24 protein-coding genes are annotated in these 25,492 nt (G+C 62.4%); 14 read left to right on the top strand and 10 right to left on the bottom strand.

Translation table 11 applies throughout. The features are described from left to right. The first annotated feature begins 149 nt into the window (after positions 1 to 149). The 6 genes from ACYVF5_RS06360 (at position 150) to ACYVF5_RS06335 (ending at position 5,286) form a co-directional block, all read left to right on the top strand. Entirely contained in the window at positions 150 to 929 is a 780-nt protein-coding gene (locus tag ACYVF5_RS06360) for a hypothetical protein (protein ID WP_460944471.1), read from the top strand. Between the two features lie 96 nt (positions 930 to 1,025). Continuing rightward, positions 1,026 to 1,718 carry a phosphocholine cytidylyltransferase family protein gene (locus ACYVF5_RS06355; protein WP_460944469.1) on the top strand — a complete coding sequence of 231 codons (693 nt, stop codon included), beginning with the start codon at positions 1,026 to 1,028 and terminating at the stop codon, positions 1,716 to 1,718. 80 nt (positions 1,719 to 1,798) lie between these two features. Continuing rightward, positions 1,799 to 2,626, top strand: a complete 828-nt coding sequence (locus tag ACYVF5_RS06350) for an ABC transporter permease (protein ID WP_460944467.1) — start codon at positions 1,799 to 1,801, stop codon at positions 2,624 to 2,626. Then, positions 2,626 to 3,363 carry an ABC transporter ATP-binding protein gene (locus ACYVF5_RS06345; protein WP_460944465.1) on the top strand — a complete coding sequence of 246 codons (738 nt, stop codon included), beginning with the start codon at positions 2,626 to 2,628 and terminating at the stop codon, positions 3,361 to 3,363. The genes ACYVF5_RS06350 and ACYVF5_RS06345 overlap by 1 nt, the downstream gene beginning before the upstream one ends. A gap of 51 nt (positions 3,364 to 3,414) precedes the next feature. After that, positions 3,415 to 4,284, top strand: coding sequence for an LLM class flavin-dependent oxidoreductase (locus ACYVF5_RS06340; RefSeq protein ID WP_460944463.1), 870 nt, complete (start codon positions 3,415 to 3,417; stop codon positions 4,282 to 4,284). An 81-nt stretch (positions 4,285 to 4,365) separates the two neighbouring features. Then, entirely contained in the window at positions 4,366 to 5,286 is a 921-nt protein-coding gene (locus ACYVF5_RS06335; protein ID WP_460944461.1) for a hypothetical protein, read from the top strand. Here ACYVF5_RS06335 and ACYVF5_RS06330 read toward each other — a convergent pair. From ACYVF5_RS06330 to ACYVF5_RS06310, 5 genes are all read right to left on the bottom strand, one after another. Next, entirely contained in the window at positions 5,283 to 6,584 is a 1,302-nt protein-coding gene (locus tag ACYVF5_RS06330) for a CDP-glycerol glycerophosphotransferase family protein (RefSeq protein ID WP_460944459.1), read from the bottom strand. The two genes, ACYVF5_RS06335 and ACYVF5_RS06330, sit on opposite strands and share 4 nt — an antisense overlap. A gap of 29 nt (positions 6,585 to 6,613) precedes the next feature. After that, positions 6,614 to 7,477 (bottom strand): glycosyltransferase family 2 protein, encoded by an 864-nt coding sequence (locus ACYVF5_RS06325; RefSeq protein ID WP_460944457.1) that lies wholly within the window; start codon positions 7,475 to 7,477, stop codon positions 6,614 to 6,616. A gap of 7 nt (positions 7,478 to 7,484) precedes the next feature. Further along, on the bottom strand, positions 7,485 to 8,306 hold the full coding sequence (locus ACYVF5_RS06320; RefSeq protein WP_460944455.1) for a CDP-alcohol phosphatidyltransferase family protein: 822 nt from the start codon (positions 8,304 to 8,306) through the stop codon (positions 7,485 to 7,487). Further along, entirely contained in the window at positions 8,281 to 9,366 is a 1,086-nt protein-coding gene (locus ACYVF5_RS06315) for a glycosyltransferase family 2 protein (protein WP_460944453.1), read from the bottom strand. Before ACYVF5_RS06315 ends, ACYVF5_RS06320 begins: the two co-directional genes overlap by 26 nt. A gap of 124 nt (positions 9,367 to 9,490) precedes the next feature. Beyond that, the gene (locus ACYVF5_RS06310; RefSeq protein WP_460944451.1) at positions 9,491 to 11,230 is read right to left on the bottom strand and encodes a S1C family serine protease; all 1,740 of its coding nucleotides are present in this window, start codon (positions 11,228 to 11,230) and stop codon (positions 9,491 to 9,493) included. A 179-nt stretch (positions 11,231 to 11,409) separates the two neighbouring features. Between ACYVF5_RS06310 and ACYVF5_RS06305 the strand changes: the two genes are divergently transcribed. Then, positions 11,410 to 12,609: an aminotransferase class I/II-fold pyridoxal phosphate-dependent enzyme gene (locus tag ACYVF5_RS06305; protein ID WP_460945293.1), complete on the top strand. Its 1,200-nt coding sequence runs from the start codon at positions 11,410 to 11,412 to the stop codon at positions 12,607 to 12,609. 23 nt (positions 12,610 to 12,632) lie between these two features. Here the strand turns inward: ACYVF5_RS06305 and ACYVF5_RS06300 are convergent, their stop codons facing one another. Then, positions 12,633 to 13,484, bottom strand: a complete 852-nt coding sequence (locus ACYVF5_RS06300) for a carbon-nitrogen hydrolase family protein (protein ID WP_460944449.1) — start codon at positions 13,482 to 13,484, stop codon at positions 12,633 to 12,635. Between the two features lie 789 nt (positions 13,485 to 14,273). On the opposite strand from ACYVF5_RS06300, the gene ACYVF5_RS06295 reads away from it, so the two are divergent. Beyond that, on the top strand, positions 14,274 to 14,939 hold the full coding sequence (locus ACYVF5_RS06295) for a M23 family metallopeptidase (protein WP_460944447.1): 666 nt from the start codon (positions 14,274 to 14,276) through the stop codon (positions 14,937 to 14,939). Positions 14,940 to 15,175: 236 nt separating this feature from the next. Here ACYVF5_RS06295 and ACYVF5_RS06290 read toward each other — a convergent pair whose 3' ends face one another. Beyond that, positions 15,176 to 15,466, bottom strand: a complete 291-nt coding sequence (locus tag ACYVF5_RS06290) for a hypothetical protein (protein WP_460944445.1) — start codon at positions 15,464 to 15,466, stop codon at positions 15,176 to 15,178. 1,521 nt (positions 15,467 to 16,987) lie between these two features. Between ACYVF5_RS06290 and ACYVF5_RS06285 the strand changes: the two genes are divergently transcribed. The 3 genes from ACYVF5_RS06285 to ACYVF5_RS06275 all read left to right on the top strand — a co-directional run bounded on the left by ACYVF5_RS06285 (position 16,988) and on the right by ACYVF5_RS06275 (position 19,295). After that, positions 16,988 to 17,368, top strand: coding sequence for a hypothetical protein (locus tag ACYVF5_RS06285; protein ID WP_460944444.1), 381 nt, complete (start codon positions 16,988 to 16,990; stop codon positions 17,366 to 17,368). 224 nt (positions 17,369 to 17,592) lie between these two features. Beyond that, entirely contained in the window at positions 17,593 to 18,669 is a 1,077-nt protein-coding gene (locus ACYVF5_RS06280) for a sensor histidine kinase (RefSeq protein ID WP_460944442.1), read from the top strand. Continuing rightward, on the top strand, positions 18,666 to 19,295 hold the full coding sequence (locus ACYVF5_RS06275) for a response regulator transcription factor (RefSeq protein WP_460944440.1): 630 nt from the start codon (positions 18,666 to 18,668) through the stop codon (positions 19,293 to 19,295). Before ACYVF5_RS06280 ends, ACYVF5_RS06275 begins: the two co-directional genes overlap by 4 nt. Before the next feature lie 99 nt (positions 19,296 to 19,394). On the opposite strand, the gene ACYVF5_RS06270 is transcribed toward ACYVF5_RS06275, so the two are convergent. From ACYVF5_RS06270 to ACYVF5_RS06260, 3 genes are all read right to left on the bottom strand, one after another. After that, entirely contained in the window at positions 19,395 to 19,748 is a 354-nt protein-coding gene (locus tag ACYVF5_RS06270; protein ID WP_460944438.1) for a hypothetical protein, read from the bottom strand. 217 nt (positions 19,749 to 19,965) lie between these two features. Further along, complete coding sequence (locus ACYVF5_RS06265) at positions 19,966 to 20,412, bottom strand: hypothetical protein (RefSeq protein ID WP_460944436.1); 447 nt, start codon at positions 20,410 to 20,412, stop codon at positions 19,966 to 19,968. Beyond that, positions 20,409 to 20,948 carry a hypothetical protein gene (locus ACYVF5_RS06260; RefSeq protein ID WP_460944434.1) on the bottom strand — a complete coding sequence of 180 codons (540 nt, stop codon included), beginning with the start codon at positions 20,946 to 20,948 and terminating at the stop codon, positions 20,409 to 20,411. Before ACYVF5_RS06260 ends, ACYVF5_RS06265 begins: the two co-directional genes overlap by 4 nt. A 520-nt stretch (positions 20,949 to 21,468) precedes the next feature. On the opposite strand from ACYVF5_RS06260, the gene ACYVF5_RS06255 reads away from it, so the two are divergent. From ACYVF5_RS06255 to ACYVF5_RS06245, 3 genes are read left to right on the top strand one after another with little or no spacing between them, the layout of a single operon-like run. Continuing rightward, complete coding sequence (locus ACYVF5_RS06255) at positions 21,469 to 22,503, top strand: hypothetical protein (RefSeq protein WP_460944432.1); 1,035 nt, start codon at positions 21,469 to 21,471, stop codon at positions 22,501 to 22,503. Beyond that, on the top strand, positions 22,484 to 24,880 hold the full coding sequence (locus ACYVF5_RS06250; protein ID WP_460944430.1) for a glycoside hydrolase domain-containing protein: 2,397 nt from the start codon (positions 22,484 to 22,486) through the stop codon (positions 24,878 to 24,880). The genes ACYVF5_RS06255 and ACYVF5_RS06250 overlap by 20 nt, the downstream gene beginning before the upstream one ends. After that, complete coding sequence (locus ACYVF5_RS06245) at positions 24,877 to 25,452, top strand: Brp/Blh family beta-carotene 15,15'-dioxygenase (RefSeq protein WP_460944428.1); 576 nt, start codon at positions 24,877 to 24,879, stop codon at positions 25,450 to 25,452. The genes ACYVF5_RS06250 and ACYVF5_RS06245 overlap by 4 nt, the downstream gene beginning before the upstream one ends. The last annotated feature ends 40 nt before the right edge of the window (positions 25,453 to 25,492 follow it).

Here is a 25,492-nt window from a genome sequence, read left to right as displayed (position 1 = left end):
CCGGCGGAATGTCACGATCGAGCACGATGTCTGCCGGAGGCGTCCTGACTGCGGAGCTATCACGAACCGCGGCAGCCGCTGTTTTGGCGGGCATATGCACACGCTCTGATTCGAGGGAGAGCCGAGTCGGAGTCTCTTCGACCGATGGCGTGTCTGCTGCGCTGCCGGTACGGGTGCTCGACGCCGGTTTGCGCGGTGTTGACGGTTTTCGCGGAGCGGAGGGCTTTCGGGGAGTGGCCGGCTTTCGGGGAGTGGCCGGTGCTTTGCTCGCGGCCGCGGGCTTTCTGCCCGCTGTGCTCGACGACTTCTTCTGCGTGTTCTGCGTGGCGGCGTCAGGTGTCTCGGTCGTCGCCGGGGATTCGTCGGGGACCCTCGGCTCGCCCGACGCCGAAGCAGCGCCCGGCTTTGGCGCTGGCGCCTTCGGCGTCGTTCGTTTCTGTGCGGTGGATCTCTGCGCCGCTGGTTTCTGCGCCGCCGGTTTCTGCGCGGTGGATCTCTGCGCGGGCGCTTTCTGCGTCGTGGATCTCTGCGCCGCCGGCGTCGGCTTCTGCGCGGGCGCTTTCTGCGCCGACGATCTCTGCGCAGCCGATCTCTGCGCCGCCGATCTCTGCGCCGCCGATCTCTGCGCAGCCGGCTTTCGCGCCGGCTTCTTTTCTGCAGGCCGGTCGTTCGATGATGATGCGCTGACCGAACCAGAATCGACAGTCTCGCTCGCCTGGGACTCGTCTCGGTCAGACGATGCTGGGGAAGGCGAAGGTGAAGTCACTGATCAAACCTACCAAGTTGTGATGCCTTGCATCGGTGCGAGCCCTATTCTCACCCTCTCAGTAACCTGTGAAAACCCCGTGCGGCAGATTACGAAACCACAACAACCGCTCTCCCAACGGTGCCGGCGTGAGGGGCGACAGTTATCGTGGGAGCAGGCATGACGGGGTGTCGATTCAACCAATTTCAGGTTAACTCTTTATTAACACGGCTGTTCTGAGCGGCCGAGTGACCTTGAATCAATTTTTGAGGAGTATCTCGTGACGACCCAGGTAGTAATCCTTGCAGCGGGCATGGGCAGCAGGCTCGGCCGGTCGTTGCCGAAGCCGCTCACCGAGCTGAGCGACGGTCGCACGATCATGCAGCAGCAGTTCGACAACATCCACCACGCCTTCGGCAAGAAGGCCAAGGTGACGATTGTCGTCGGCTACAAGCTCGAGCACATCATCGAGGCGTTCCCCGATGCCTCGTTCGTCTACAACGAAGAATACGACCAGACGAACACCTCGAAGAGCCTTCTGCGCGCCCTCACCGCCTCTCAGCCCGGCGGCGTTCTCTGGATGAACGGAGACGTCGTCTTCGACCCGGCCATTCTCGACCGGGCCGCTGAGACAATGGCCCGAGATCAGTCCTTCGTGACCGTCAACACGTCGAAGGTCTCTGACGAAGAAGTGAAGTACACCACCGGCGCCGAGGGTTACATCCGCGAGCTGTCCAAGACGGTGAAGGGTGGTCTCGGCGAAGCCGTCGGCATCAACTACATCTCGTCTCGCGACAAGGCGATGCTCGTGCGGTACCTCGCCCGAGTTGAGGACCAGGACTATTTCGAGCGGGGTATCGAACTCGCCATCGAGAATGAGCGCATGCTCGTGGAGCCGGTCGACATCTCAGACCTCTATGCAGTAGAGGTCGACTTCGCCGAAGACCTCGAGCGAGCGAATCTCTTCGTCTGACCCGACCGGTATGACCGGGGCATTCGACACGATGCGCACCCGGGCACCTGTCTGTGCGCGCGGTGTCGCAGAATGCGGATATGTTGGAGCCTGTGAGTTCTGACGCCGCATTGAGCCCTTCGGGCCGCTCAAAGGCGACGCGTTATCGTCATTCACTCTGGCTGTTGACCAAGCGGGACCTGCGCGTCCGCTACTCGACGAGCGTGCTCGGGTATGTGTGGTCCATTCTCGACCCGCTTGTGATGGCGGGCATCTACTACCTCGTGTTCGCGGTGATCTTCGACCGTGGAGGGAGCGTCGGCGAACGCCCCTATATCGTGTTCCTGCTGAGCGGGCTGCTTCCGTGGATGTGGTTCAACGGATCGGTGTCAGACAGCACCCGCGCATTCCTGCGCGACGCGAAGCTCGTGCGCTCAACGTCGATCCCGCGCACCATCTGGGTGAACCGCATTGTGCTCTCGAAGGGCATCGAATACGTGGCCGCGCTTCCCGTGCTCGCTGCATTCGCGATATTCGCCGGCGCATCGCTCTCGGTGAGCGTTCTGCTCTTTCCGCTCGCCATCGTGATGCAGGCCGTGCTGACCGTGGCCATCGGCATGATCATCGCCCCCCTCGTGGTCTTCTTCAGAGACCTCGAACGCGCGGTGAAACTCATGCTGAGGTTCTTGTTCTACGCGTCGCCGATCGTCTATGGCCTCGGTGATCTGGATGCTCTTCCGGCCAGCGTGCAGAATCTCGCAGCGTTCAACCCTCTCGCCGGCATCTTCTCGTTGTACCGTTCCGCGTTCTTCCCCGAGCAGCTCGACTGGTTCGCCGTGGTCATCTCGGCCGCGATGACGCTCATACTGCTCGGCATCGGCTTCTGGGTCTTCAGACGCAGCGAGCGGACAGTGCTGAAGGAGCTCTGATGACCGAGCACGTGATCGTCGCCGACGACCTCGGCATCCGCTTTCGCCGGAACAGGGGCGGCCGCCGCAATTTCAAGGATCTCTTCTCCGGCCGAGACCGCCGCTCACGTCCGGGAGAGTTCTGGGCATTCCGCCACGTCTCGTTCACCGTCGAACGCGGTGAGGCCATCGGCGTCGTCGGACGGAACGGACAGGGCAAGTCGACGCTGCTCAAGCTCGTCGCCGGTGTGGTGATCGCCGACGAAGGCCGTGTCGGTGTCAGTGGCGGTGTGGCGCCGCTCATTGAGATCACCGGGGGGTTCGTCAACGACCTCACGGTCAGGGACAACGTCTTCCTGACCGCGGGTCTGCACGGTATGTCGAAGCGAGAGATCGACGACCGATTCGACGAGATCATCTCGTTCGCCGAGATCGAGGACTTCGTCGATACTCCGTACAAGCATCTTTCAAGCGGAATGAAGGTGCGCATTGCCTTCAGCGTCATCGCGCAGCTCGACGAACCGATCATCCTCGTCGACGAAGTGCTCGCCGTCGGCGACCGCGCATTCAAAGAGAAATGCTACAGGCGCATCGATGAGATGCTCGCGGGCGGCAGGACCCTCTTCTTCGTCTCTCACAGCGAGAAGGACCTGCGCAGGTTCTGCACCCGAGGACTCTATCTCGACAGGGGCGAGCTGGTGCTCGATGCATCGATCGCCGAGGTTCTCGACCGCTACAACCGCGACTACAACAGTTAGCGATGACGGCGCCGGGTGTCGGCGTCGGTGGTGCCGGATAGCCTGGCCGGTATGAAAAAGGGATTCATCTTCACCGGAACAGACCCCACCCTCGCAGTCGAACTCGCCCGGCTGGCCGAGCAATCAGGGTGGGATGGGTTCTTCGTGTGGGAGGGCATCTGGGCCACCGACCCCTGGTCGACGCTCGCTGCCGCCGCCGCCGTGACCGACCGCATCCGGCTCGGCACCATGCTCACTCCTGTCCCGCGGCGGCGTCCGTGGGAGCTCGCCGGGCAGGCCATGACCGTCGACCGCCTCTCGAACGGTCGTGTCATCCTCTCTGCCGGGCTCGGCGTCCCTGCCGAGGTCGACGAACGTTTCTGGATCTTCGAAGACGATCCCGGTCGAAAAGTGCGCGCGGAGCTCCTCGATGAGAGCCTCGAACTCCTGCAACACCTGTGGCGTGCCGAGAGCTTCGAATACACGGGAAGGCACTTCCGCGCGAAGCGCACTGAAACCATGCTGCCGCCGGCAAGCGTGCAGCAGCCACGCATCCCGACCTGGGTCGTGGGGCTCTGGCCGAGCAAGAAGTCGATGCGTCGAGTGGCGCAGTACGACGGGTGGATCCCGAACTATGCGCCGCCCGGCGCTTCACCAGCCAGCCCCCAAGAGCAGGAGCGGCTCTACACACCAGACATCGCGGCAGAGGCGATCAGCTGGATCCGCGACGAGCGCGAGGCAGCCGGCCTCGCCGATCGCCCGTTCGATGTCATCCACGAGGGCACGACCACGGGCACCGATGCGGCTGCCGACGCCGAGCGCGTTCGACCGTGGGCCGACGCCGGAGCGACATGGTGGCTCGAATCCGACTGGTCTATGCCGGCTGAACGCGTCGAGGCATACGCTCGCGCTCGCGTGCAGGCGGGGCCGCCGCAACTGTGAGTCGAGAACGGGGGCCGCTGCTCCGAAGTCCTGTTGTCCTGCACGCCTCGTATTCGCAGACGTGGTGCTTAGAATGGCCGCATGCCAGACGCGTCAGACCGACCAGACATCCCCGCGGTCATCGTGGCGCCGATCGACGAGAGAGCGGGCGGGGCTGCGAGTGCTCCACCGTTCACCGGACCGGCATGGCTCCGGGCCGTCGACAGAGTGCTCGCCGTTCAACGGCCCGTTGTGGTCGCGCACGTTCGCGCGATCAGACGCCGGCACCCGCACGCCACACCCGAACAGCTCGTGCGCATCCTCGAACGCCACTATCTGACGGCGATCACCTCTGGGGGCGCGGCGGTCGGGGCGACAGCCATGGTGCCGGCAGTCGGAACCGGTATCGCCCTCACTCTCTCTGGCGTCGAGACGCTGGGGTTCCTCGAGACCACCGCCCTCTTCGCCCAATCGGTCACCGAGGTGCACGGGATCAGCCTCGATGACCCTGTGCGCGCCCGTGCACTGGTGATGACGATGATGCTCGGGCGGGCGGGCACGGAACTGCTCGGCCAGCTCACGGGACAGATCGCCGGGCAGGCCCCCGTCCGGTCGGCCTACTGGGGAGAAGTCATCACGTCGAGCATGCCGCAGTTCGTTATGGGGCCGGTGGCAGACGAACTGAAGAAGAGGTTCGTGAAGAAGTTCGCCCTCAACCAGGGGACGTCGTTCATCGGCAAGGTGATTCCCTTCGGCATCGGCGCCGCGATCGGGGGAATCGGCAACCATCTCGCCGGAAGGCAGGTGGTGCTGAGCGCGCGCTCCGCTTTCGGGCCGGCGCCTTTCACGCTCCGCGCTGAACTCGAACCGACGATCACTCTCAGAAAGACGTCGTCAGAGAAAAAACAGCGTGGTCTGACCGTGGGCCACCGGTTCATCCCCCGGATGCGCCGGCGCGGCCCGAAAGACGTGGCGGGCGAAGACGACGTGCAGGATGATGCCGACGACAGCGAGCAGGCTTAGCCGAGTTCGTCGTCGTCTTCGATGTCGGTGTCTCTCGCTTCAGGTGAGCCAGACTGCTGAGGGTCATCGTTCAGGTGCGCCAGGGCGAATCGATCCCATTCGGCCATCAGGTGTTCGACGGCCGAATGAAAGCGCTCTGTGGCGGCACCGGGGGTGGTGTCCCCGAAATACCGCTGCACCCAGTACTCGAGGCGGGAAACGGTGTCGGGATCGTGCAGTACCTGATCGATCTGGGTCACGATCTCGCCCGTGTGCGCGGCGTCGAGCCACTCGCACGCAGAGAGGTAGCCCGTGGTATCGATCCGTGCGTCTGGATTCACGGGGCGTGTGATCATCAGCGGCTTGCCGGTCGCGAGCCGGTCGTACACCATTGCAGAGATGTCGACGATGGCCACGTCTGCGGCCGCGAGCTGCCACCCCAGTTCGGCATCGGTGTCATGCACGTGGCCGGCCGAAGCATCCGCATCGTTCGCCGCCGCAAGCATCGAGACGATCTCGCGGTTCGCCGCACCGTATGCGTAGTTCACCACCCCGCTGCGTGGATGCGGACGGTAGATCACACGATGCCGACCGGTCCGCAGCAGTTCACGCACGAGTGGAACCCCGTGCGAAGCGATCGAGCCATAGGACGCAGCCGGCCTGTCGCCTTCCCAGGTCGGCGCGTAGAGAACCACCGTCCGGTCATCGGGTGTGAACGGCAGGTTGTCGGCGCGGTAGTAGTCAGCCTGCGGACGACCGATTTTGATCGCCCGCGAGTCAAAGTCATAGTTCCAGAGCACGTTCTCGAGCCGGGCTATGGCGGCGTCTCCGGCAACCAGGCTGTAGTCATACGCCTTGAATTGATTCGTCGTCATGTACATCTTGTCGCTCTCACCGTGATTGATGAAAACATGCCAGCAGCCGCCGTACCGGAACATCTGAAAGTTCCGGGTGTTCTGATTGACGTAGAAGACGATGCGGATGTCCTGCTCGGCGAGGGTCGCCTCAAGCGCAGACACCGTGCGCACGTACGCCACGGGCAACGGCGATTCTTCGAACAGCTTCGTGGCTGCAGTCGCCCCCCGGCTGAGCACCACGACGGGCCAGGTCTTCGCCAATTCCTCAAGCGGCCGGTACCACTGGCGGACCTGATACATGTTGACCTGGCCGTCAGCGAAATAGACGGCGATCTTGTACTTTCCCGCCTCGAGCGGCGGCAGCTGTGCGAGACGCACTGAAAGCTCAGCGCGCGCACGTCGATTCGCAAGCATGTCGCGCCCGATACGGACAGCCTTGCGCGCGTCACTCACGATGCCCATCCGTCAAGCCTACCGCCGCTGAACGCAGCTCAGATGAGCGGGGGCCTGCCCGCGACGGTCATCCTCCACACCGTCAGCCATCGCATGGCGCGACGCCCGCCCGGGTTCTGTTTCCAGCCTTCTCTCCACCCGCCGAACCACGCTCGAAGCGCCGTCGGGTTACGCCACCAGCGCACCAGCTGGATTCCGGTCCACGTGGCCACGTACAGCGGGATGAGGACGGCGGGAAGATTGCGCCGTGCAAGCCACACGCGGTTGCGAGCGTTCATGCGGTAGTACTCCGAATGCCTCGTCTGCTCCACGATGGGATGCTGTGCTGCCAGGTTTCCCGCATACCACGCGCGTCTCCCCTGGTTCCAGACGCGCCAGGCGAGCTCGATGCCTTCATGGGCATAGAAGAACGGCTCCGCCCAGCCACCGGTCGCGTCGAATACAGCCCGTGGCAGGAATACCGCCGCTTCGAGACACGAGAAGATCTCGCTCGAGTGCCGAGGGTCTCCCTTCCGTGTGCGGGGGATCCATCTCGTCGGAGCTTCGCCACCGTCGAGGGCATCCAGACGGGGTTGAATCAGGCCGATACTCTCATCTGCGCGGCACATCTCAACGCAGGCGAGCAGGAACCCCTGATCGACCACACGCGCGTCGTCATCGAGAAAAAAGATGTACTCGCCCGCGACCGCCGCCGCTCCGCGGTTTCTCCCGGCCGGGATTCCCACGTTGGTGTCGAGTGACACCCCTCGCGCGTCGGCGGGGAGCCCGGTCACCTTCCAGCCGTTTCCGACGACGACGACATCGAGCGACACCCCCTGCTGCCCTCTCACGCTCTCGAGCGCATGCGCCAGCTCGCCAGGGCGTGTGCCCTGAGTGAGGACGACCACGCCAACGGTGGGCATCGGGTTCTCAGGCACGGACCCGTTTCGACGACATGATGGCCACAAAATGTCCGAACAGGGTGACGGCGGCAACGGCGATCAGAACACCCAGGGTGAGCCTCATCGCCTCGGTCTGGCCGATCGCGAGGCCGAGGAGCGCACCGACGAAGATGACGAACGTCAGTTCGACCGAGTGCAGCAGCCTGTGGAAAGGAACGAACCGGGCAGCCCTGCGCGCAAACGCGAGCAGACCGATCGTCGGCTCGGACTCGCTCTCACTGTATGTCAGCTTCGGCGCCCCGTAGTTGGCACGCGCCACGCGCACCATGTCATTGAGCGCCTTGTTGAGCACGATGATCAGTGCAAGAAGAGCACCGAGGGTGGTGAAGGCATAGTCTTCCGGAGCGCTGAACGGATATCCCGCCGCCCGGATGGCGAGCGCGAGCGGGATGAGAGCCTCTGTCGAGTAGTGACCGACGGCATCGAGGAAGGCACCGGCCGGCGACGACGTGCGTCGCCATCTGGCCACTTCTCCGTCGCAGCAGTCCACCAGCATCTGCAGCTGCCCGAGCACCAGGGCAAGCACGACGCCCCAGATTCCCGGTATCAGCAGAGCCGCTGCAACTGACCAGCCAGTCAGGATCATCAACCCGGTCACACCGTTGGCGCTGATGCTCGTGCGAAGGAGCAGCCAGGTCAGATACGGCGACAGGGACCGCAAGTACAGCGAGGCCGTCCAGTGCTCGGCGTTACGGCGGCCTCGCACCTCTGCGGGCTGTGCGACCTCGCGCAGCTCTGCGATCGAGCGTGGCCGCAACGGGCGATCAGCCGATGGTCCCGGCACTGGCATTCCCGCCTCTTTCGTTCTTGAGGGCCGAGATGTTGCTTGCGAGTGACAGATAGCCCAACGTGAACCCGATTCCCCAACAGAAGTGGATACAGGGCAAGACTACGAGATACCAGAGGGTCTCGCGAACTCCGGCATGCGCCGCAGCTGCCGCTGTCGCGGCGAGAACGAACGCGATGTACACGGCGGGAACGACCCACCCGGCCAGAAGCCACGGCGTGTGCTCCATGGTTGCCTGCGCCACGCCGATGATCCCGAGCACAACGCCCACGATGGCGCTCGTGACCATCACGGGCGGTACGAAGTACCGAACGGTGCGCGGGCTGGGAAACCTCCTGCTGAGCTCGCCCCTCCAGAGCCCGGTTGAGAAGAACTGTCGCGCAAGGGCGGATAACCGCGAACGGGGACGGTAGGTGACACGCAGCTCCGGTGTGAACCAGACCGTTCCGCCATTCTGCCGCAGGCGCCTGTTGAGTTCCCAGTCCTGGCCGCGCTTGATGCGCTCGTCGAACATCCCGACCTGCTCAAGGGGTTCGCGCCGAAAGACGCCGAGATAGACGGTGTCTGCCGGGCCTTCTTCGCCGCCGACGTGATGCGGGGTCCCTCCGAGACCGATACGGCTGCCATATGCCCTGGCCACAGCGCGTTCGAAGGGCGTCGTCCCGCGCGCGTCCATGATTCCGCCGACGTTGTGCGCCCCGGTCCTGACGATCGTCTCGACGGCGATCCGGGCGTAGTCCGGTGGCAGCACCGAGTGAGCGTCGACCCTGATGACGATCGGATACGTCGTCTCACGAATCGCGAGGTTGAGCCCCGCCGGAGTTGAGCCGGCGCGGTTCTCGAGCACACGGATTCTGGAATCTGCCCGCGAGAGCTCGTCGACGAGTTCGTTGGTGCCGTCGATGCTCGGGCCTACGGCGATCGCCACCTCGAACGGTCCCTCATAGTCCTGCGCCAGCAGGCTGTCGACAGCTGCCCGAACGTGGCGAACATCGTTGAGAACAGGCATGACATAGGAAACGCCGAGGGCAGGACCGAAGCCCGTCGCCGTGTTCTCAGACATGGTCTCCACTCGCTGATTGAATCCGCAAGAGCCTATCAGCCGAGCCGAATCCTCGGCCGTCACACCGCACGCGCGCCAACGCCCGCCTCCGCGCAAGCGGGGACGGGCGTGTGACGTGAGGACCTCAGAGAACCAGCGTTCCGAGAGTGACGTCGACCGTGTGGCTCTCTGAATCGCGGACGAACGTCAGTTCGGCTGATTCACCGGCGGCGAGCGCCCTCACCTGCGCTGTGAGGTCTGCTGATCCGGTGATCGGCAGCTCGTTCAGCCCCGTGACGATGTCTCCCGCTCTCAGGCCTGCCGCCTCAGCGGCGCCGCCAGGCGTGACTGAGTCGATCAGGGCGCCCACCACCGGGCTGTCGGCAGCCGCCGTTGCGTCGGTGACCGTCGCACCGAGCAGACCGTGTGTGGCCTCACCGCTCTCGATGAGGGCCGAGGCCACACGTTCTGCGATGTTCGACGTGATCGCGAACCCCACACCGATGTTGCCGCTCTGCTCGTCGCTCCCCGACCCGGCGATGGCGACGTTGATTCCGATCAGCTTTCCCTCTTCGTCTACAAGCGCACCGCCCGAGTTCCCGTGGTTGATGGCGGCATCCGTCTGGATGACGGAAAGAGCAATGGTGGTCGTCGGCTCGGTCTGCTCTTCCTGCCCTGGGATATTGAAGTCGAAGGGGCTCTCCTCCTGCTCGTTCGGGTCGGTGTCACCACCGTCGTCAGGCACTGCAGACGACGAGATCGTGATGCTGCGGTTCAACGCGCTCACGATGCCGTCTGTGACCGTTCCGGAGAGCCCGAGCGGTGCTCCGATCGCGACAGCCATGTCACCGACGTTCAGTTCGCTCGAGTCGGCGAACTCGATGGGCGTGAGATCGCTCGCATCGTCGAGCTTGATGACCGCGAGGTCGTACACGGGGTCGGTGCCGACGATCGTCGCGCTGTAGATGTTCCCCGCGTTGTCGGTGACCTGGATATCGGGATCGGAGAGCAATCCGTCAAGCGTCACGACGTGGTTGTTGGTGAGGACGTACCCGTCCTCGCTCAGGATGACCCCAGAACCGCTTCCGGCTGTTTCTCCTGACGAGACCATCAGTGTCACCACGCTCGGTGCCGCCTTCGCCGCAACGGCCGATGTCGGTGTGACGTCGTCTGTGTCATTGATCGTGATCGATGCCGGCCCGTTCGACTCGCTGACAACGGAACTGCCTGATCCCGTTGTGATCAGGGCAGAGGTGCCCGCGCCGGCGGCACCGCCGACGAGGGCGCCGATGGCGAGGCCTGCGATGAGAAGACGACCGCCGGTGCGGCGCTTCTTCTCGCCCGTGCCGTGTTCGGCCGCATGGAGTCCGGGCTGCCCGGCCTCGTGCTGGTGTGTGTCGGATGAGCTCGCATACGGATAGACCGGCGCACCGGGTTGGGTCACACCGAACGCGGTGCCGGTCGTGTGCCCTGTGACGTGCTGGTGCGCGCTCGTGTAGGAGTCCCCGTGCTGCTGCGCACGATATGGATGAGCGGGAGTCTCCCCCTGCCCCTCCGGCGGCGGCGTCTGTGTGTGCGTCGTCTGCTCGCCGGCGGGCGGCACGGGTTGCCGGGGCTGCGCCGATTCTGACAGCGGTTGTTCTGGCTGCAGCTGTTCTGCCTGTGCCTGTTCCGGCTGTGCCTGATTCGCCTGATTCGGCGCCTGTCCCGGCTGCGCCTGATCCGGCCGTGCCTGATCCGGCTGTGCCTGTTCCGGCTGTGCCTGTTCCGGCTGCGCCTGATCCGGCTGCGCCTGGTTCGGCTGCGCCTGTTCCGGCCGTGCCTGATCCGGCTGTGCCTGTCCGGGTTCGATCGGGTCTGCCTCGTGGTGCGGGTTCTCAGTCATCGTGCGCTCCTTTCACGCAAGATCAGACTCACCCATAAAGCTGTGCATTGCTTATGCGCAGTCTGTGAGGCGACTATCGTCTCCCTTCGGCGTTGCTGGGCAGCGTCGATGGATGCGCTTTCACGCTTCGGCTGGGCGCTCTGAACGGACGATAGCCTTGCCTCAACGGAGGCATGAGTATGACACAACACGGCTCCTGGCGGCGAACGGCCGCGGGTGCGGGTCTTCTGATCGGCGATGACGGCGTTCGTGCGACCATCTTCGCCGAGATGAGCGCACTCGCGGAATCGACCGGCTCACTCAATCTGGGCCAGGGTTTCCCCGATGAAGACGGACCGGCAGAGGTGCTCGACGAGGCCAGGCGGGCGATCGCCGACGGCGCGAACCAGTACCCGCCCGGCCGCGGCACACCCACGCTACGTCGGGCGATCTCTGACCACCAGCATCGCTTCTACGGTGTTCAGGTCGACCCAGACACCGAGGTCGTTGTGACCGCCGGTGCGACCGAGGCACTCGCCTCAGCCATCCTGGGATTCACTGAGGCCGGAGACGACGTGGTGACGTTCGAGCCGTTCTATGACGCGTATGGCGGGTTGATCGCACTCGCCGGGGCGCACCACCGCACGGTCCCACTCCGTTGGCCGGACTTCCAACCCGATCACGACGACCTGCGCGCCGCTGTGACCGACAAGACCAGCGTCATCATTGTGAACACTCCGCACAATCCAACCGGTTCGATGCTCACCGAAGAGACGATGACCCTCATCGTCGACCTCGCCCACAGGCACGACGCCGTCATCGTCACCGATGAGGTGTACGAACATCTCAGTTACGACGCCCCGCACGTCTCACTGGCAAGCCTGCCCGGGGGCTGGGAGCGCACCATCTCGATCTCGTCTGGCGGAAAGACGTTCAGCACAACGGGGTGGAAGATCGGTTGGGCGACCGGGCCTGCGCCGCTCGTCACGGCGCTCACCACGGTGAAGCAATTCCTCACCTACGTGAGCGGAGCTCCGTTCCAGCCGGCGATCGCCGTCGGTCTCGGGCTCGGCGACGATGTCTTCACCGGAATCGCCGCCGACCTGCGCGCCAAACGCGATCTGCTCACCGACGGGCTCGCATCCGCCGGCTTCGACGTCGCACGCCCCGCGGCGGGCTACTTCGTCATTGCGGATGCCCGGGCGCACGGTGTCGACGACGCTGCCGCGTTCTGTCGTGAACTCCCCGCGCGGGTCGGCGTGGTCGGGGTTCCGGTCACGGCCTTCGTGCACCCTGAACGCCGCAGCGAGTATGCAACCCTCGTGCGATTCGCGTTCTGCAAGCGCCGGTCCGTGCTCGAAGATGCCGTCTCGCGGTTTGCCGGACTGCACGCGCGCTGAACTGCCGCGCTGAGCGTCTGAGGTCAGTCAGGTAGTGGTGCCACCGCATACCGGCGCAGTGAGAGCGCCGGATTCGACCGTCTGACCTCGAGCAGGCGCTCCGGCGAGAGGAAGGCCACGGCGACATCGCTCTCTGTTCCGACTGAGGCCACACCCACGCCCGCTGGATCGACGACGAGGCTGTTTCCGATACCCGTCGGCGGCGCGTGGTCGGCAGCCACCACGTATGCGGTGTTCTCGATGGCACGTGCCGTGACGAGGGTGCGCCAGTGGTGCTCCTTGAGCGGACCCCTCACCCACTGGGCGGGCACGAGCAGCACGTTCGCGCCCGCATCGACGATGCGGCGGCTGACCTCGGGAAACCGGATGTCGTAGCAGGTCTGCAGCCCGAAGCGGAGCCCGCCGCTCGAGAAGGTCTGCGGCCGTCCGGTGTCGCCGGGAACGACCCAATCGCTCTCTTTCTGCCCGAACGCGTCGTAGAGATGCTGCTTGCGATACTGTGCGACCACATCGCCGCCCGGCGCCACGGCAACCACCGTGTTGCTGAAGCGTGTCTCGTCGGCACTGACTCGCTCCGCCATTCCGATGACGATGTGAACGTCGAGCTCGGTGGCGAGCGCCCCGATCGTCCGCACGAAGACGCCGTCGAGGTCCTCGGCCCGCGCGACGAACGGCGGGCCCATCGGCTCGGCATAGAAGTTCGAATACTCGGGGAACACGACAATGGTCGCCCCGCGCTCCGACGCGCGAACGGTGAGAGCGCGTATCGATTCCAGGTTCGCCTCGGTGTCAGCGCGGGGAACGAACTGTGCGATCGCAACCCCGGTGGGAGCGTGGACGCCGTTTTGATCGGCGCCGAGAGCCGTGGTGGTCATGGCACCAGCCTACGGTGTGTCTTCTCACGTGCCGGGCGTCGATGAGAGGGCACGTGTCTCGCCTCCCCCTCCGCGTTGACTGTGAGAGTCGAAAGGGATTGGCAACGTCGTTACCGATTTGTTACTGTGATCGGGCGGCGCTGTTGAACACGGCGTCGTTGCCCCCATTTTTGTGACGCGCATGCCTGACTGGCAGTTGCGTCCGGCACGAGGCGCCTCCCCGCTCGTCTCCTCGTGTGAACCACGTATGCCTGTGGACGAGACAGCTGATGCTGACGAGGCGCCGGAGACACACCTTTGGCCCCACACGGAAACCCCCAGCCTCACGAAGGCTCCCGCTCCCCCGACGCATCACCGCGGGCCGCCGACACACTCCCTACCAGACGAAGCCTGCGCGCCACTCGTGCATTCGGCTCCGGTGCGCAGAACGGCCCCGAGCAGCGCACGATAACGACACCAGATCACCCAAACGCACCGACCACACCCGCGGCACCACAGACCCGGCGTTCGGTCCGCACCGCGCGGGCGTCGCTTTCTGACGCGTCAGCGGTGTTCACGTCGGCGCCCGCCTCACCGTCGACTCCGGCCTCGGCGCAGCATCGCGTCGGCACCGACTCCGCGCGTGCGCCCCAGCCGAACCACCCGAGCCAGGCGGAGGAATCCGTTTCACGGTCGGCACCGCGGCGCCGCCGCTGGGTGTCATCAGCTCTTCGCGAGGTCTTCGCACCGCGCTCGAGAGCGTCAGGGGGGCGACAGTCCGTACGCGGGACGATTATCGTCGCGCTCGTCGTGCCTGGCATCTTCGGCACCGTCGCGCTGCCTGCTTTCTCGTTGCCAGAGACGACTGCCGACGCGAACTCGCACATCACCACCGGTGCCGGGCAGAGCCTCGTGGTGAGTGACGAGGTGAAGGCAGAGGCCGTCGAGCGCGACTCATACTCTGCGACAAGCGTCAACGATCTCATTTCGGCCAGGGCTGAATCCGGCTATTCATACAACGTTTCAGAGGCGAAGGCGGGCTATGAGAGCCCGTCGACGATGGGTTGGTGGCGCCCGGCACCCGGCGAGATCACGTCGCCATATGGACCGCGTGCGCTGATCTGCAATTCGGCGGGATGCTCGAACAGTTTTCACGAAGGAATCGACTTCGGTGACGAGTGCGGCACTCCGGTCCGTGCTGCGAATGCCGGCCGGGTCACCTTCGTCGGCAACGCAGGCGCCTATGGCAACAGGGTCGTCATCGATCACGGCGACGGCATTGAGACCATGTACGGTCACCTTCTCTCTGGCTCGTTCCAGGTGCAGGTGGGTGACGTGGTCGCCGGCGGAGCCTTCATCGCCGAGGTCGGGGCCACCGGGGTCGTGAGCGGCTGCCACCTCGATCTGAAGGTGGTGCTCGACGGCGAGACGACCGATCCGGCCGCGTTCCTCATCTCACGGGGTGTTGTCGTCTAGCGGCACTCCCCCGCCAATGGGCACAGAAGAAGACGACAGGCGTCGATCGCCTGTCGTCTTCTTCTGTCCGTCTGTCTCGAAGTGTCGATCAGATCTCGTCAGATCGCGCTTCGGCGTCAGAGGTCGGCTCCGTTCCGCTCTCGCTGTCCGCCGCTTCACGAGTGCCTCCAATACTGTCTCCGACGGCCGCGATCTGAAAGAACGACGCTACGACAGCTGGGTTGGCATGGGCCGGCTCAATCGCAGGTCACTGGAATCAGTACTGAATTGGCGGTGTAGCTGAGACGCACCCCTTCCGATTCAAGTTCGATGTCGAACTTGCGGCCGATGAACACCTCTGGGCCTGTGGTGTGGGCGTGGGCGACTGGCTCACCTCGCCAAATCCCCGATGGCGCGTAGAACGACACGTTGCCGTCGCCGGCGGCGAACCAACCCTCAAAGAACACGACCGTCGGATAGCACTCGGGCAGGTCGAGAGGCGTCAGCTTCTCAAGTGAGAACCACAGCATGTTGAACGGTACGAGCACAGATGCAAGGACAACCGCGAGCGCTCGGAGCGGAACAGCGATCCGCTCCGCTTCACCCCGCGCGCGGGTACGAGGAAGCTGGCAAGGGTGATCGCAAGCGTTGAACAAATAATCCCTGCCGCGAAGAACTGTTCGGTTTGCATTCCCAGCACCCAGAGGTACAGCTCTTGCGTGTCAGCCCACACTCCGATCGCGAGCACGAAGATCCCGACGCTGAAAAGTGCTCCGACTGCAACGCGTTTGATGGCCCAAGATACCCGAGGAGGTAACCGAGTCTTCGGTTCTCTCCACCCCTGGTTTATAGGGCGGTTTCCACTCATCACTCACGCGGTCATTGTGTCAGGAGAACTGGAGGAATCAGCGAAAGGAGGCCTGCTTCGTCTGATGCACGTATTTCCGCGCGGGCAAACGGGATCCCAACCGGTCAACGCACCACACCCGCTAACGAGCGGTCTGCCCGGCGGCTCTGCGTTGGACCTCACGATAGCTCGTGGTGCGGGAGACGAGGAAGAGCTCCGCGAGTTCCGTCTGAGGGCGCTGATCTGCAGAGAGTGGTCAGCTTCATCAGCATGGACGGGTACGGCGCGGGGCCTTTTGGAGAGGGAATGTGCCTAAAGGCGTATCGCCAGACATCTAGAGCGGGTCATAACGTCTGAGTACCAACGTAGGCAGGGACTCACCGTGACCTCGGTGTCGCTAGCTCCTGACGATTGAGGAGTGTGGGCAGCTCGTTCGTTGTACTCGACATAGTCATCGCAGGCTTTGCTGTGCGTTCGCGGGCCGCGTTGGGTGCGGGACGGGGCCTGCGCACAGGGCCATCGCACACATATAAGACTCAGGACGCGATCAACAGCCGAAGAAAATCGATAGGAAGGCCACAATGACGAAGATCAGAATCCAGTCACGATATTCCGTAGCACTAGTCGCCGCGATGATGATTGTTTCGTGCGCAACTGCTGGTCCAGCGTACGCGGACGACGCGCCGCCCTCAGTTCCTCCGGAGGCCCTCGTTGTTCTCCCCTCCGAGCTTGAGGACGCGGGCGCGAGCGCCTCCGCCGTGGCCGCCCAGACGGAGTTCATCGAGTCACTTACGCCGGCCCAGGCGGCAGAACAGGACGAGCTTCGTGAGAGTGAGGAAGCACTCGGAATCGATGTTCCGGATCAACTTATAGAACCGATGCACGTGCCGGTGTCCGACTCGGGTGGTGTGGTCACCCCATTTGCTGCAACGACCGGTTGTTGGCCAAGTGGCCAACAACCGTACCGTTTCTATGTACCCGAGCCTTATAGCGGAGCTGGGTACTATTGCTGGTCGGGTGCAGGCAAAAGCGCCTTCTATGGAGCCGGTTTCGGCCCTGTGCGATGGCTCTCCCCGCAGTCCTGGCGAGGGCATGTAATGTACTCTCAGAACAACACCTACTACTGGTCGTTGTGGAGGAACGCTTCGACAGCCAAGTACTATTTCGATGAACTACCTGGTGCCGTACGCGTTCACCAAGTGGAGCTCTCACAGTATTCAGGATGAGCAAAATGCGCGGGAACTTAGGGATCGTCGCGGTCGTGCTCGGTACGCTTGCTGGCGTCACGGGCTGTGCCGCTGAGTATGGACACTCGACGACAGTTCCTCAGGCCCAAGTAAGCCATGATCCATCAGAGATCTGGGTCGAGATCTCCGCAGCCGAGAAGGAAGCCTGTTCAGAGCCGGAGATCGAAGCGCGCGTTGAGGCTGCACGAGCTTCGAACGTGGAGGAATCTACGTCGAGTGCGCTCGTGCTGCCTCAGATGCTCTTACAATCTGGAGCCTCTTGGAACGTGGTTGTGGAGCAGAAGCGGTCTTGGGATGAGCTTTCCCCTGCTGACCGCCTCTTCAATCTCTGCTTTACGGAGGCAGAGAAGGATTAGCTTCCCGTGAAGGGAATGATTGTCGCGGCGAAGACCGTCAGTCGGCGAGACGGCCGTGAGATCTGCTCACTTCGGTTTCTGAACCCCCGACCGTTTAAGCCTCGGCAACTGGAAGATATTCTTCCTCGAAGCCCTCGGCGGACAAGTCATCGTGCTGTCTTACACGCTTTGAATCGCGAGGGTCAGAAGAAGCACGGCGAGAGGATTGGGCTAGTCTGTGCAGCATGAGCGCGGCGCCCACCCCCGAATCCTCCGAGTATGAGCGCATATGCGCTCGAATAGTACCGGTCCTCGCCGACGCATTGTCTGCACGCGGTAGCAGCCTGGCGATAGACGGTGTGCTGGACTCCGATTTTGCGGAGCAGTGTTCTTCGATACTGAATGAGACCCTGACGCTCATCGATGACGACCTTCGACCACCCCTTCTGCCTGTTTCGATCGACTATTCGTCGACACCGGCACTTCACCGAACGGGTCAACTGAGGGCCAACCAGAACCGGCATCCTGCCGAATCGCTTATGGGTGCGGAAGTCCTCTTCAGCGTCTCTTTATCCATACTCGCGCAGCGGGGAGCAACTCGAGGTGTTGACGCTGTGACCATCGCAAGTTTGCTCCATCACTCGATATTTCGCAGATTCCCACCAGGCGCGATTGCCTATACCGACAATCTCCGGCAGAGAGTCGCGTCTGTCTACCAGGATGCGCGAAAACAAGTATCACGTGACCTTCACGATCGCGTTGCACACGGGGTTCTCGCCGCGCGACAACGAGTCGAACTCGCTTCCGGCGGTCTGCCCGCGAACGCAGGCCTGATGATGCAGTCTGTGCTCGATATTTTGGATGAGACTCTTCATGAAGTGCAGGGACTTGCGTCCGACCTGCGGCAAAGCCTCGCAGGACGCACGCTCAGCGATGCCCTTCAGGAGTACGCGGTCAGTCTTGAGGCTTCTCTGCCAAGAGTCGTGCTCACGGAGACGGGCGTTCAGCTGCCTCTGTCACAAGCGATGCTTGACGAGGCATTCATGATCATCATCGAAGCAGTACGAAACGCTCGACGGCACTCGCAGACTGACAAGCCCGTCAAGATAGGCCTTGTATGGAGTCGAGAAGGTCTTGTTGTGACCGTCGTCGATGACGGCATAGGATTCGGGCCCCCGACGCCGTCGCAGTCGCAGTCGCTCGGAATTCTCGGGATGCGCGAAAGAGCAGAACTCATCGGAGCGGATCTCATTATCGAGACGGAGAAGGGCGACGGGACCACCGTGACGCTACAGTTGCCAGCCCATCCGACGTGGGCATGACTACGGCTCGCGCCATCAGCATCGTCGTTGCGGACGATCATCGGTTAGTGCGCGAGGGCTTGGCAGCGATCCTGCGTACTGACCCGACGTTGACTGTGGTCGCTGAAGCCGCCACGGGCGAGGAAGCCTATAGCGCCGTCGTTGAGCAATCGCCAGACGTACTGCTCTTGGACGTAGAGATGCCCGGTCCGCCGACCGCGCAGACAATTCGCCGCATAAGGCGAAACGCGCCCGCCGTGCACATCGCGGTCCTCACGATGCACACCAGCCGTGTATTAGGAGATGAGCTGAGGCTCGCAGGTGCATCCGCATTTCTGACGAAGTCTCTCGGCAGCACCGCCATCATCAGTGCAGTCCGAGCTCTCTCCGACAAGGATGCCGACGCCCTTCAGGATGATGCGACTGCAAGGAGCGGCGGGCCGCGAAAGCTCTCCGCCCGCGAAGCGAGGGTTCTCCAGTTGATCGGCCGCGCCCACTCGAACGCCCGAATCGCGAAAGAACTTGGTATTGCCCCGGGCACAGTGAAACGTCACATAAGCAACATTTTCAGGAAACTGGACGCCGAGAGCCGAATCGATGCGGTGAACAAGGCACGACTCTATGGCGTTCTCGATATGGGACCATAATCGTCATCTAGGTGGTTGCGGGACGGCTCCTGTTTCAGCTCCTCGACGACCCTTGACGAGACGGTAGACACACTGTCTCTCTAACAGTGTCCTGCCGGGTCAGCCTCCGCTGGTTGCGAAAACGGCGACGGGGACTCCGGCAGCCGAGCACGTATCGGACAGCGGCTGCACGAGAAGACGGTACTCCTCGTTCCTCATATCAAAACTCTGGATTTCGATCCCATCGAAGTACGCCAATATCGCTTCAACCTCAGCGCTGACGCTTTGCGGTTCTTCTTGAGAAACCAGGCGGTAACCGGTGTGGATGCTTGCCGAGAGCGCAGCATACTGTTCCGCGGACACTGTACCGGCCTCGCGATCCACGAAGGCGTTATGTTCAGTCGTCGCTATCACCGAGAGCATTCCACAGGTCTTGCCCAATGCGACTTCGGGGGTGATCACCGTCTGGGGCACCGATACATCCACTTCTGGGCTCGGAGCGATCGCTCCCGAGCCCTCGGACGATGTCGCACATCCACATAGGAGGAGCAGTATGGTGAGCCCGACAACTGGTGCGCTGACACGTAAGAGTTTCATAGAGTTCCCGTCATAGCGAGACTTTCGGCTCCGCCATCAGTTTCTGTTGCATTGGTACTGGTGGCCTCGTCGCCCTGACGAAGCCACCAGTAGGTTAGACCGCGATGTTCCAAGAAAGGGTACCCTTCCACGTGGCGCCGGCTCCGCAACCTCCAGCGCTGACGAGCTTCGTGTTGGTATAGAAGACCCCGCGCGGCACCCAGGCCGCCCCGCTCGGGGTTATGAAAGTGGCCCATCCCAGGGACGCGCGCGCAGTCGCTATGTTCGCGCCACCGTTCGGCCTGATCGAGATCACCAGACCACCGCCACACGTGGGATTGTTCGCTGCGTAGTACCGGACCTGATTTCTCGCTTGCTTGTTCTCCCTCGGGGTGTTCCAGTAGTACGTCTCGTTGTAGTTGGTGTATTGCGAAAGCGCGGCGGTGGCGGCCGCCGCCGGCGCTGCCACCCCAAACGTCATCGCCGCTACGCCTGTCACCGCTAGGACGAGTTTGCCGAAGCGATGACGCGCGCTGCGCTTTTTCTGGACAGTTTCACTCATTTGGTCTCGCTGCTTTCGCTGTAGTCACTGCACTCAACTTCATACTCGGCAGAAATGGGATCGGTCTTCAGTTGCTCGGCCCACCCCTCGACTGTCGCTTCGTAACGCTTTTCGTCAAAGTTCTCAGCCACTTCGGGCAGGTCATAGTATTTCGAAAGTGCCCGCTCGGCTTCGCTTTGCGCTGAGATTTGCTTTGCGGCACCGGCATTGATCGTGGAATCGAGCCAGGCACAGCGCCAATATTTGGCTGCAACCTGTTCAGCCAGGCCTACCTCGAAGTTGCTCGGGGTCTCGTCATCTGGGTGAAGAAAAGAGGGCGCTACCTTCGGGAACTCGACTCCCTCAGGGAGTGGCTCCGGGTATGCCTCGACTATCGACGTCCAGACGGCGTCTATTTGATCTTCGGAATAGAACTGGTGCTCACCAACCTGCCTCGGAGCAAGTTCGTCCTGCCCCACTGCATGCGCCGCGGAAAGCCCGGCCAACCCGATGACGACACCCGATAGAACCGTCGCCGCTGCTATGAACTTTCTCAACTTTCTCCTTTTGATGCGTGATATTCGGGAGCTGTCAGATTCTCGAGTTCCGACGCGATGCCCCGAACCGCATCGAGAATGAGGCCAACCTACGCTCGTACGCTTCTGCCGTATATGCCACCAACGGGGGAAGCGGGAAGCTGCATCCGGTGGTACCACGCGCGGTTAAAACGCTGTCGAGCAGCTGGCTGGTGCTGATGTTCGCCTCTTTCAAGCTTTTGTTTGCATGTGTCCTACGACACATAGCCCGTGAATGCGCCAAGCGCCTATCGTTCGAAATGTGGTTCACACGCTTCCAAGGCCCATACTTCGACGATTACAGGCTGAGGGGAAAAGAGGAGAAAACTATGCACGAGCGTGCCCAGCGCACTACGAGTGCGACTATTGAACGCGCGGCCCACGTCCCCCAGAGATTCCGTGGCGCAGCTCAGAGCGCGATCTGCATCGCATCGGCCGTTACCAGCGGCGTTTCATACTTCCATTACGAGTCGAAGGACGATGTTTCTCGTGCGGTGACCATATGGCCCTGACAAGACGACATCTGCTTGCTGGAGCCATCGGCGTGCTCTCGCTCAACGCTCTGCAAGGCACACTTCGGCCCGCCAGTGCAGTCGCGTCGACCGTTCTCAGCATGACTCCGTGGGCGACAACAGCCTCTGTATTCGACGAGGAGTTCACGACGAACTTCCCCTTCTCCGCTGTGAAAGGACTATCCATATCGGGCAGCAAAGACACACTGTCCAATGCAAAGGTGGCGATCAGCTACGACGCCCGTGGACAGGAGTGGGACGGCACCGACGCAGCTGTCGTATCTGAAAGCTCGATTCGTCGCATCGCAGTCGCCCATTCCGTGAGCGGAACAATCGCGACACTGACGTTGACCCTTCCACCTGTCGGCACCGACGCCCTCGACGTCTCCCTGCCTCTTCGGATTCTGCCGCTCTACCCTCACGAGAACATCGGCATGTTGCAAGACGCGACAGCGATCCTGACGCCGAACTCGATGTCCGTGCCAGCAGCAGAGGTGGCCTTCTCCCCACAGTTGGATACTTCCTCGGGGCAAGGGTGGGGTGCGGAGATCCAGGTTGCTTGGGGTCGGATCAGCTCAATCGCAGGAACAACCGGCTCTGCCTATGCGCACCCGGCCTCCTTGCAGCTGCGCAGCGTCGGTCCTGGCCCGGTACCTGCTGGTACGTCGATCAGGGTTGTTGTTGACGCTAATGTAATCAGCTCAGTCGCTCCGTCTTCCGTCGTCACACGCGATGACGGGGAACCTTCTCTGTGGCATTTTTCACCAGAGAACAGCTCGATGCAGTCAGGCGGTCTCCTCACTCTCGACAGTCTCATACCCGCGAACCAAATCGTCGACGTCATTCTGGAATCTGTCGCAACAGGTTCCCCAAGAGTTACCGATGCCATTACCTACGCACGGGTGACGCTCATCCCATCTGCAGCCTCGACGGGGATGCAGCGCGTTACCCAAACAGAGACCGCGGTAGCAAACACGAGCTCTGGAACACCTCTCATCGAGAGCAGTGCACGCGGCAAAGTTTGAATGCCGACGCGGATTCACCCCCATCACTGCGCAACAGAACGGGCAGAAACAAATGATAGATATCTGGGTGCTGAAGGCACAGGTCTGGGTAAACGGGCGTTACGGCGACAAACCCGGCTACAACCCGATCCCTCAGGATGGGATCACGGGTTGGCAGACGATGTACGCACTGACTCGAGCGCTCCAGTACGAGCTGGGCATAACATCGCTGTCAGACAACTTCGGCTCAGGCACAACCTCCTCGTTCGTGAACAAAGTTGGTTCCATTTCCTCATCCACGACCAATGTCGGCATCGTCGGTATCTTGCAGTGCGCGCTCTGGTGTAAAGGTTTCCCGGGTGGCGCAGACCTCGGCGAATGGTCGGATACCGTCGCCGCGGCAGTGGCCACGGCTCAAGGGAACATCGGCGTGGAGGCCAACTCAAGAGTGAACGTGAAACTGATGAAGTCACTCCTGACGATGGACGCGTACGTCAAGACCGCCGGCGGCAGTGACCTCGTCCGTGAGGGGCAACGGTGGCTGAACTCGAAGTACATTTCTCACTCGGGCTTTGACATCCTGCCCTGCGACGGACACTTCAGCAGGGACGTTCAGCAGGGGCTTATGCTCGCAATCCAGTATGAGCTCGGGATCGCCGATTCGGTTGCCAATGGGAACTTCGGGCCGAGCACACAAAGCGGTCTTCGTGCCCAGGCGACAGTGACCTTGGGCGCCTCAGACGGAGCGACGCGCTTCGTTTCGCTGTTCCAGCTCGCTCTCGCATTCAACGGCTATAACGTCGCGCGAACGGGTACGTTCAATGCTGGAACCCGGGCGATCACCCTGGGTTTTCAGGATTTTATGGAGATCTCAGAGACCGGCAACGGTGACTACGACACGTGGGCGGCGCTTCTCGTCAGCACGGGAAACCCAGACCGCCCCGTAAGCATGATCGACACCATCCAAACATTCACCCCTGCATTTGCTTCTCAGATGCGCGCTGCAGGGTACTCAATCGCAGGTCGCTACCTGACGGTGACTGGGAAGGCAATAGGCAGAGGGGAGCTAGATGTCTTATTCGACGCTGGCTTCCGTGTGGTTCCCATTTTTCAGAACTACAACAACGCGCCGGAGTACTTTTCATATGACATCGGGTACGATCACGGGGCACAGGCCGCGATGCGCGCGCGTCAGCTCGGCTTCCGGCACGGAGTCGTCATCTTCTTCGCCGTGGACTACGACGCCTTCGACCAGGAGATCGAATCGCTCATCAAGCCCTACTTCGAAGGGGTAAGGGATGGACTTCGAACCTCGCACTCCATCACCTACCGGATTGGCATCTATGCGACGCGAAACGTCGCCGCGAGGGCGGTTGGTTTGGGACTGGCCGAAGCGATCTGGGTGAGCGGGATGTCCACCGGCTATTCAGGTAACCTCGGATTCCCTATGCCACAGGGGTGGTGGTACAACCAGATCCAGGAAGTGCATACGCTCAATATTGACCGGAATGCCGTCTCGTCACGAGCGGAACCGGCTACCCGCGAACTCGTGCTGCGCACACCGGAACAAAGCGCAGCAAGCAGACAGCTCCGCTGGAATATTGTCAGGCAAGAAGTGCTCGCTGAGATCGCGATCGCCCAATATCCCTTGGTTCCTGCATCTCTCGCCAACGATTTCCTGATGTTCTATCTCATGCGGACAAAGTATGCTTACGGGCCGTTTCTGGTCTACGCCCGGTTCCCGGCACTCGGGCTGCCCGTTGCCACTGCGGACCAGTGGGTCTTGGCCCGAGGGATGTATTTCGAGCTCGCTGGTCTGCCCAGCGCAATCGCCCCGGACTATGAAGGCGACCTGGAGCATCTGGCCGTCGTCGCGCAGGGCATCAACTATTGGGGAACCGTTGCGGGCAAAGCCACCATCGAGATGGGGGATCTGGGCGGCTGGGCACTCGACGCGGTCCAGCTCTGGTCGAACTATTACAAACACGGCGGCGGCGGGTCTATCACTCAGTTTGTCGCCAATAATCTTGGTGGCGGCACAGAGGAAACGTCCCAATGGCGACAACCAGACCTCATCGCTGATGCAGACGGGTGGCTCGTCGGACGTGACGTCAGGGATGGAACATCATTCTCCGACTCAATGGCCAATTGGCTCAGAGAATACCCGTCATGGCAGACGAGGCTCGAACTGTTCATACGAGCCCGGTTTACGGTGCCTGGTATGACCCTCAACGCCGCGATCCAGAACAATATTCAATCCACCTTTTCTACGAGCTGGCCTTGGCCAGATTATCCTCGCGGAAGGTTCCTGGACGGTGCGGATGACCCAACGCCCGCTCAGTTGACCGAATTCAAGAAGGCCTGTGCCGATAATCTCCTTCTCAAGGCCGGATTGTGACCCCTTCCCCGAAAAGAACCTGGTGGCGCACCGCCCTGGCCCATGTCCTGGCAGCCCTCGTGCCGATCGCCGTGTGTGTGATCTTCTTCTCTTTGGGTCCTTTGAACCTGTCTAGCCCGATCCTGCGTGACGAAACCGACACTGTGACGTCCAGAGCGATCTTCTTCGGACTGTGCTCAGGAGCACTCGCGGCAGCATTCGCATACACCGCAGCCTGGCGTTCGCGCTCAGGACGTCCGCTCGTCGCGGCGTGGGGCCTCGTGCTCGGGTGCGCTGTCGCGTTACTTATCACCCTGGCTGGTGTGGGCCTCTTCGTTGCGTTCCTGGAGCCGCCTCCGCATGGATCAACCATGGCGAACGAGCGGACTGCTCGGCAAGATCTGGCGCAGGCCTCGATGGACACGTTCGTCGTCACCGCCGCGTCGCTCGCGCTCGCACTGGGGTACGGCCTGTGGGCGCGAAACAGAACGAACCCCCGACACCGAGTAATCGCCACACACCTGTGCGGGCTTGCAGCCGTTCCCAGCCTGGTGGCGGCAGTGCTCATCATTGTACTGTCTCACGTGTTCTAACCGGCGGCGCCCGCGAATGGGCACACAGAAGACGACAGGC

The sequence above is a fragment of the Okibacterium endophyticum genome, from assembly GCF_054780075.1.
This window is presented reverse-complemented; position numbering and strand designations above follow the sequence as displayed.

Coding starts and splice junctions, on each gene's coding strand:
- ACYVF5_RS06350 (WP_460944467.1), top strand. CDS start 1,799: ATGTTGGAGCCTGTGAGTTCTGACGCCGCATTGAGCCCTTCGGGCCGC.
- ACYVF5_RS06345 (WP_460944465.1), top strand. CDS start 2,626: ATGACCGAGCACGTGATCGTCGCCGACGACCTCGGCATCCGCTTTCGC.
- ACYVF5_RS06340 (WP_460944463.1), top strand. CDS start 3,415: ATGAAAAAGGGATTCATCTTCACCGGAACAGACCCCACCCTCGCAGTC.
- ACYVF5_RS06335 (WP_460944461.1), top strand. CDS start 4,366: ATGCCAGACGCGTCAGACCGACCAGACATCCCCGCGGTCATCGTGGCG.
- ACYVF5_RS06330 (WP_460944459.1), bottom strand. CDS start 6,584: ATGGGCATCGTGAGTGACGCGCGCAAGGCTGTCCGTATCGGGCGCGAC.
- ACYVF5_RS06325 (WP_460944457.1), bottom strand. CDS start 7,477: ATGCCCACCGTTGGCGTGGTCGTCCTCACTCAGGGCACACGCCCTGGC.
- ACYVF5_RS06320 (WP_460944455.1), bottom strand. CDS start 8,306: ATGCCAGTGCCGGGACCATCGGCTGATCGCCCGTTGCGGCCACGCTCG.
- ACYVF5_RS06315 (WP_460944453.1), bottom strand. CDS start 9,366: ATGTCTGAGAACACGGCGACGGGCTTCGGTCCTGCCCTCGGCGTTTCC.
- ACYVF5_RS06310 (WP_460944451.1), bottom strand. CDS start 11,230: ATGACTGAGAACCCGCACCACGAGGCAGACCCGATCGAACCCGGACAG.
- ACYVF5_RS06305 (WP_460945293.1), top strand. CDS start 11,410: ATGACACAACACGGCTCCTGGCGGCGAACGGCCGCGGGTGCGGGTCTT.
- ACYVF5_RS06300 (WP_460944449.1), bottom strand. CDS start 13,484: ATGACCACCACGGCTCTCGGCGCCGATCAAAACGGCGTCCACGCTCCC.
- ACYVF5_RS06285 (WP_460944444.1), top strand. CDS start 16,988: ATGAGCAAAATGCGCGGGAACTTAGGGATCGTCGCGGTCGTGCTCGGT.
- ACYVF5_RS06280 (WP_460944442.1), top strand. CDS start 17,593: ATGAGCGCGGCGCCCACCCCCGAATCCTCCGAGTATGAGCGCATATGC.
- ACYVF5_RS06275 (WP_460944440.1), top strand. CDS start 18,666: ATGACTACGGCTCGCGCCATCAGCATCGTCGTTGCGGACGATCATCGG.
- ACYVF5_RS06265 (WP_460944436.1), bottom strand. CDS start 20,412: ATGAGTGAAACTGTCCAGAAAAAGCGCAGCGCGCGTCATCGCTTCGGC.
- ACYVF5_RS06255 (WP_460944432.1), top strand. CDS start 21,469: ATGGCCCTGACAAGACGACATCTGCTTGCTGGAGCCATCGGCGTGCTC.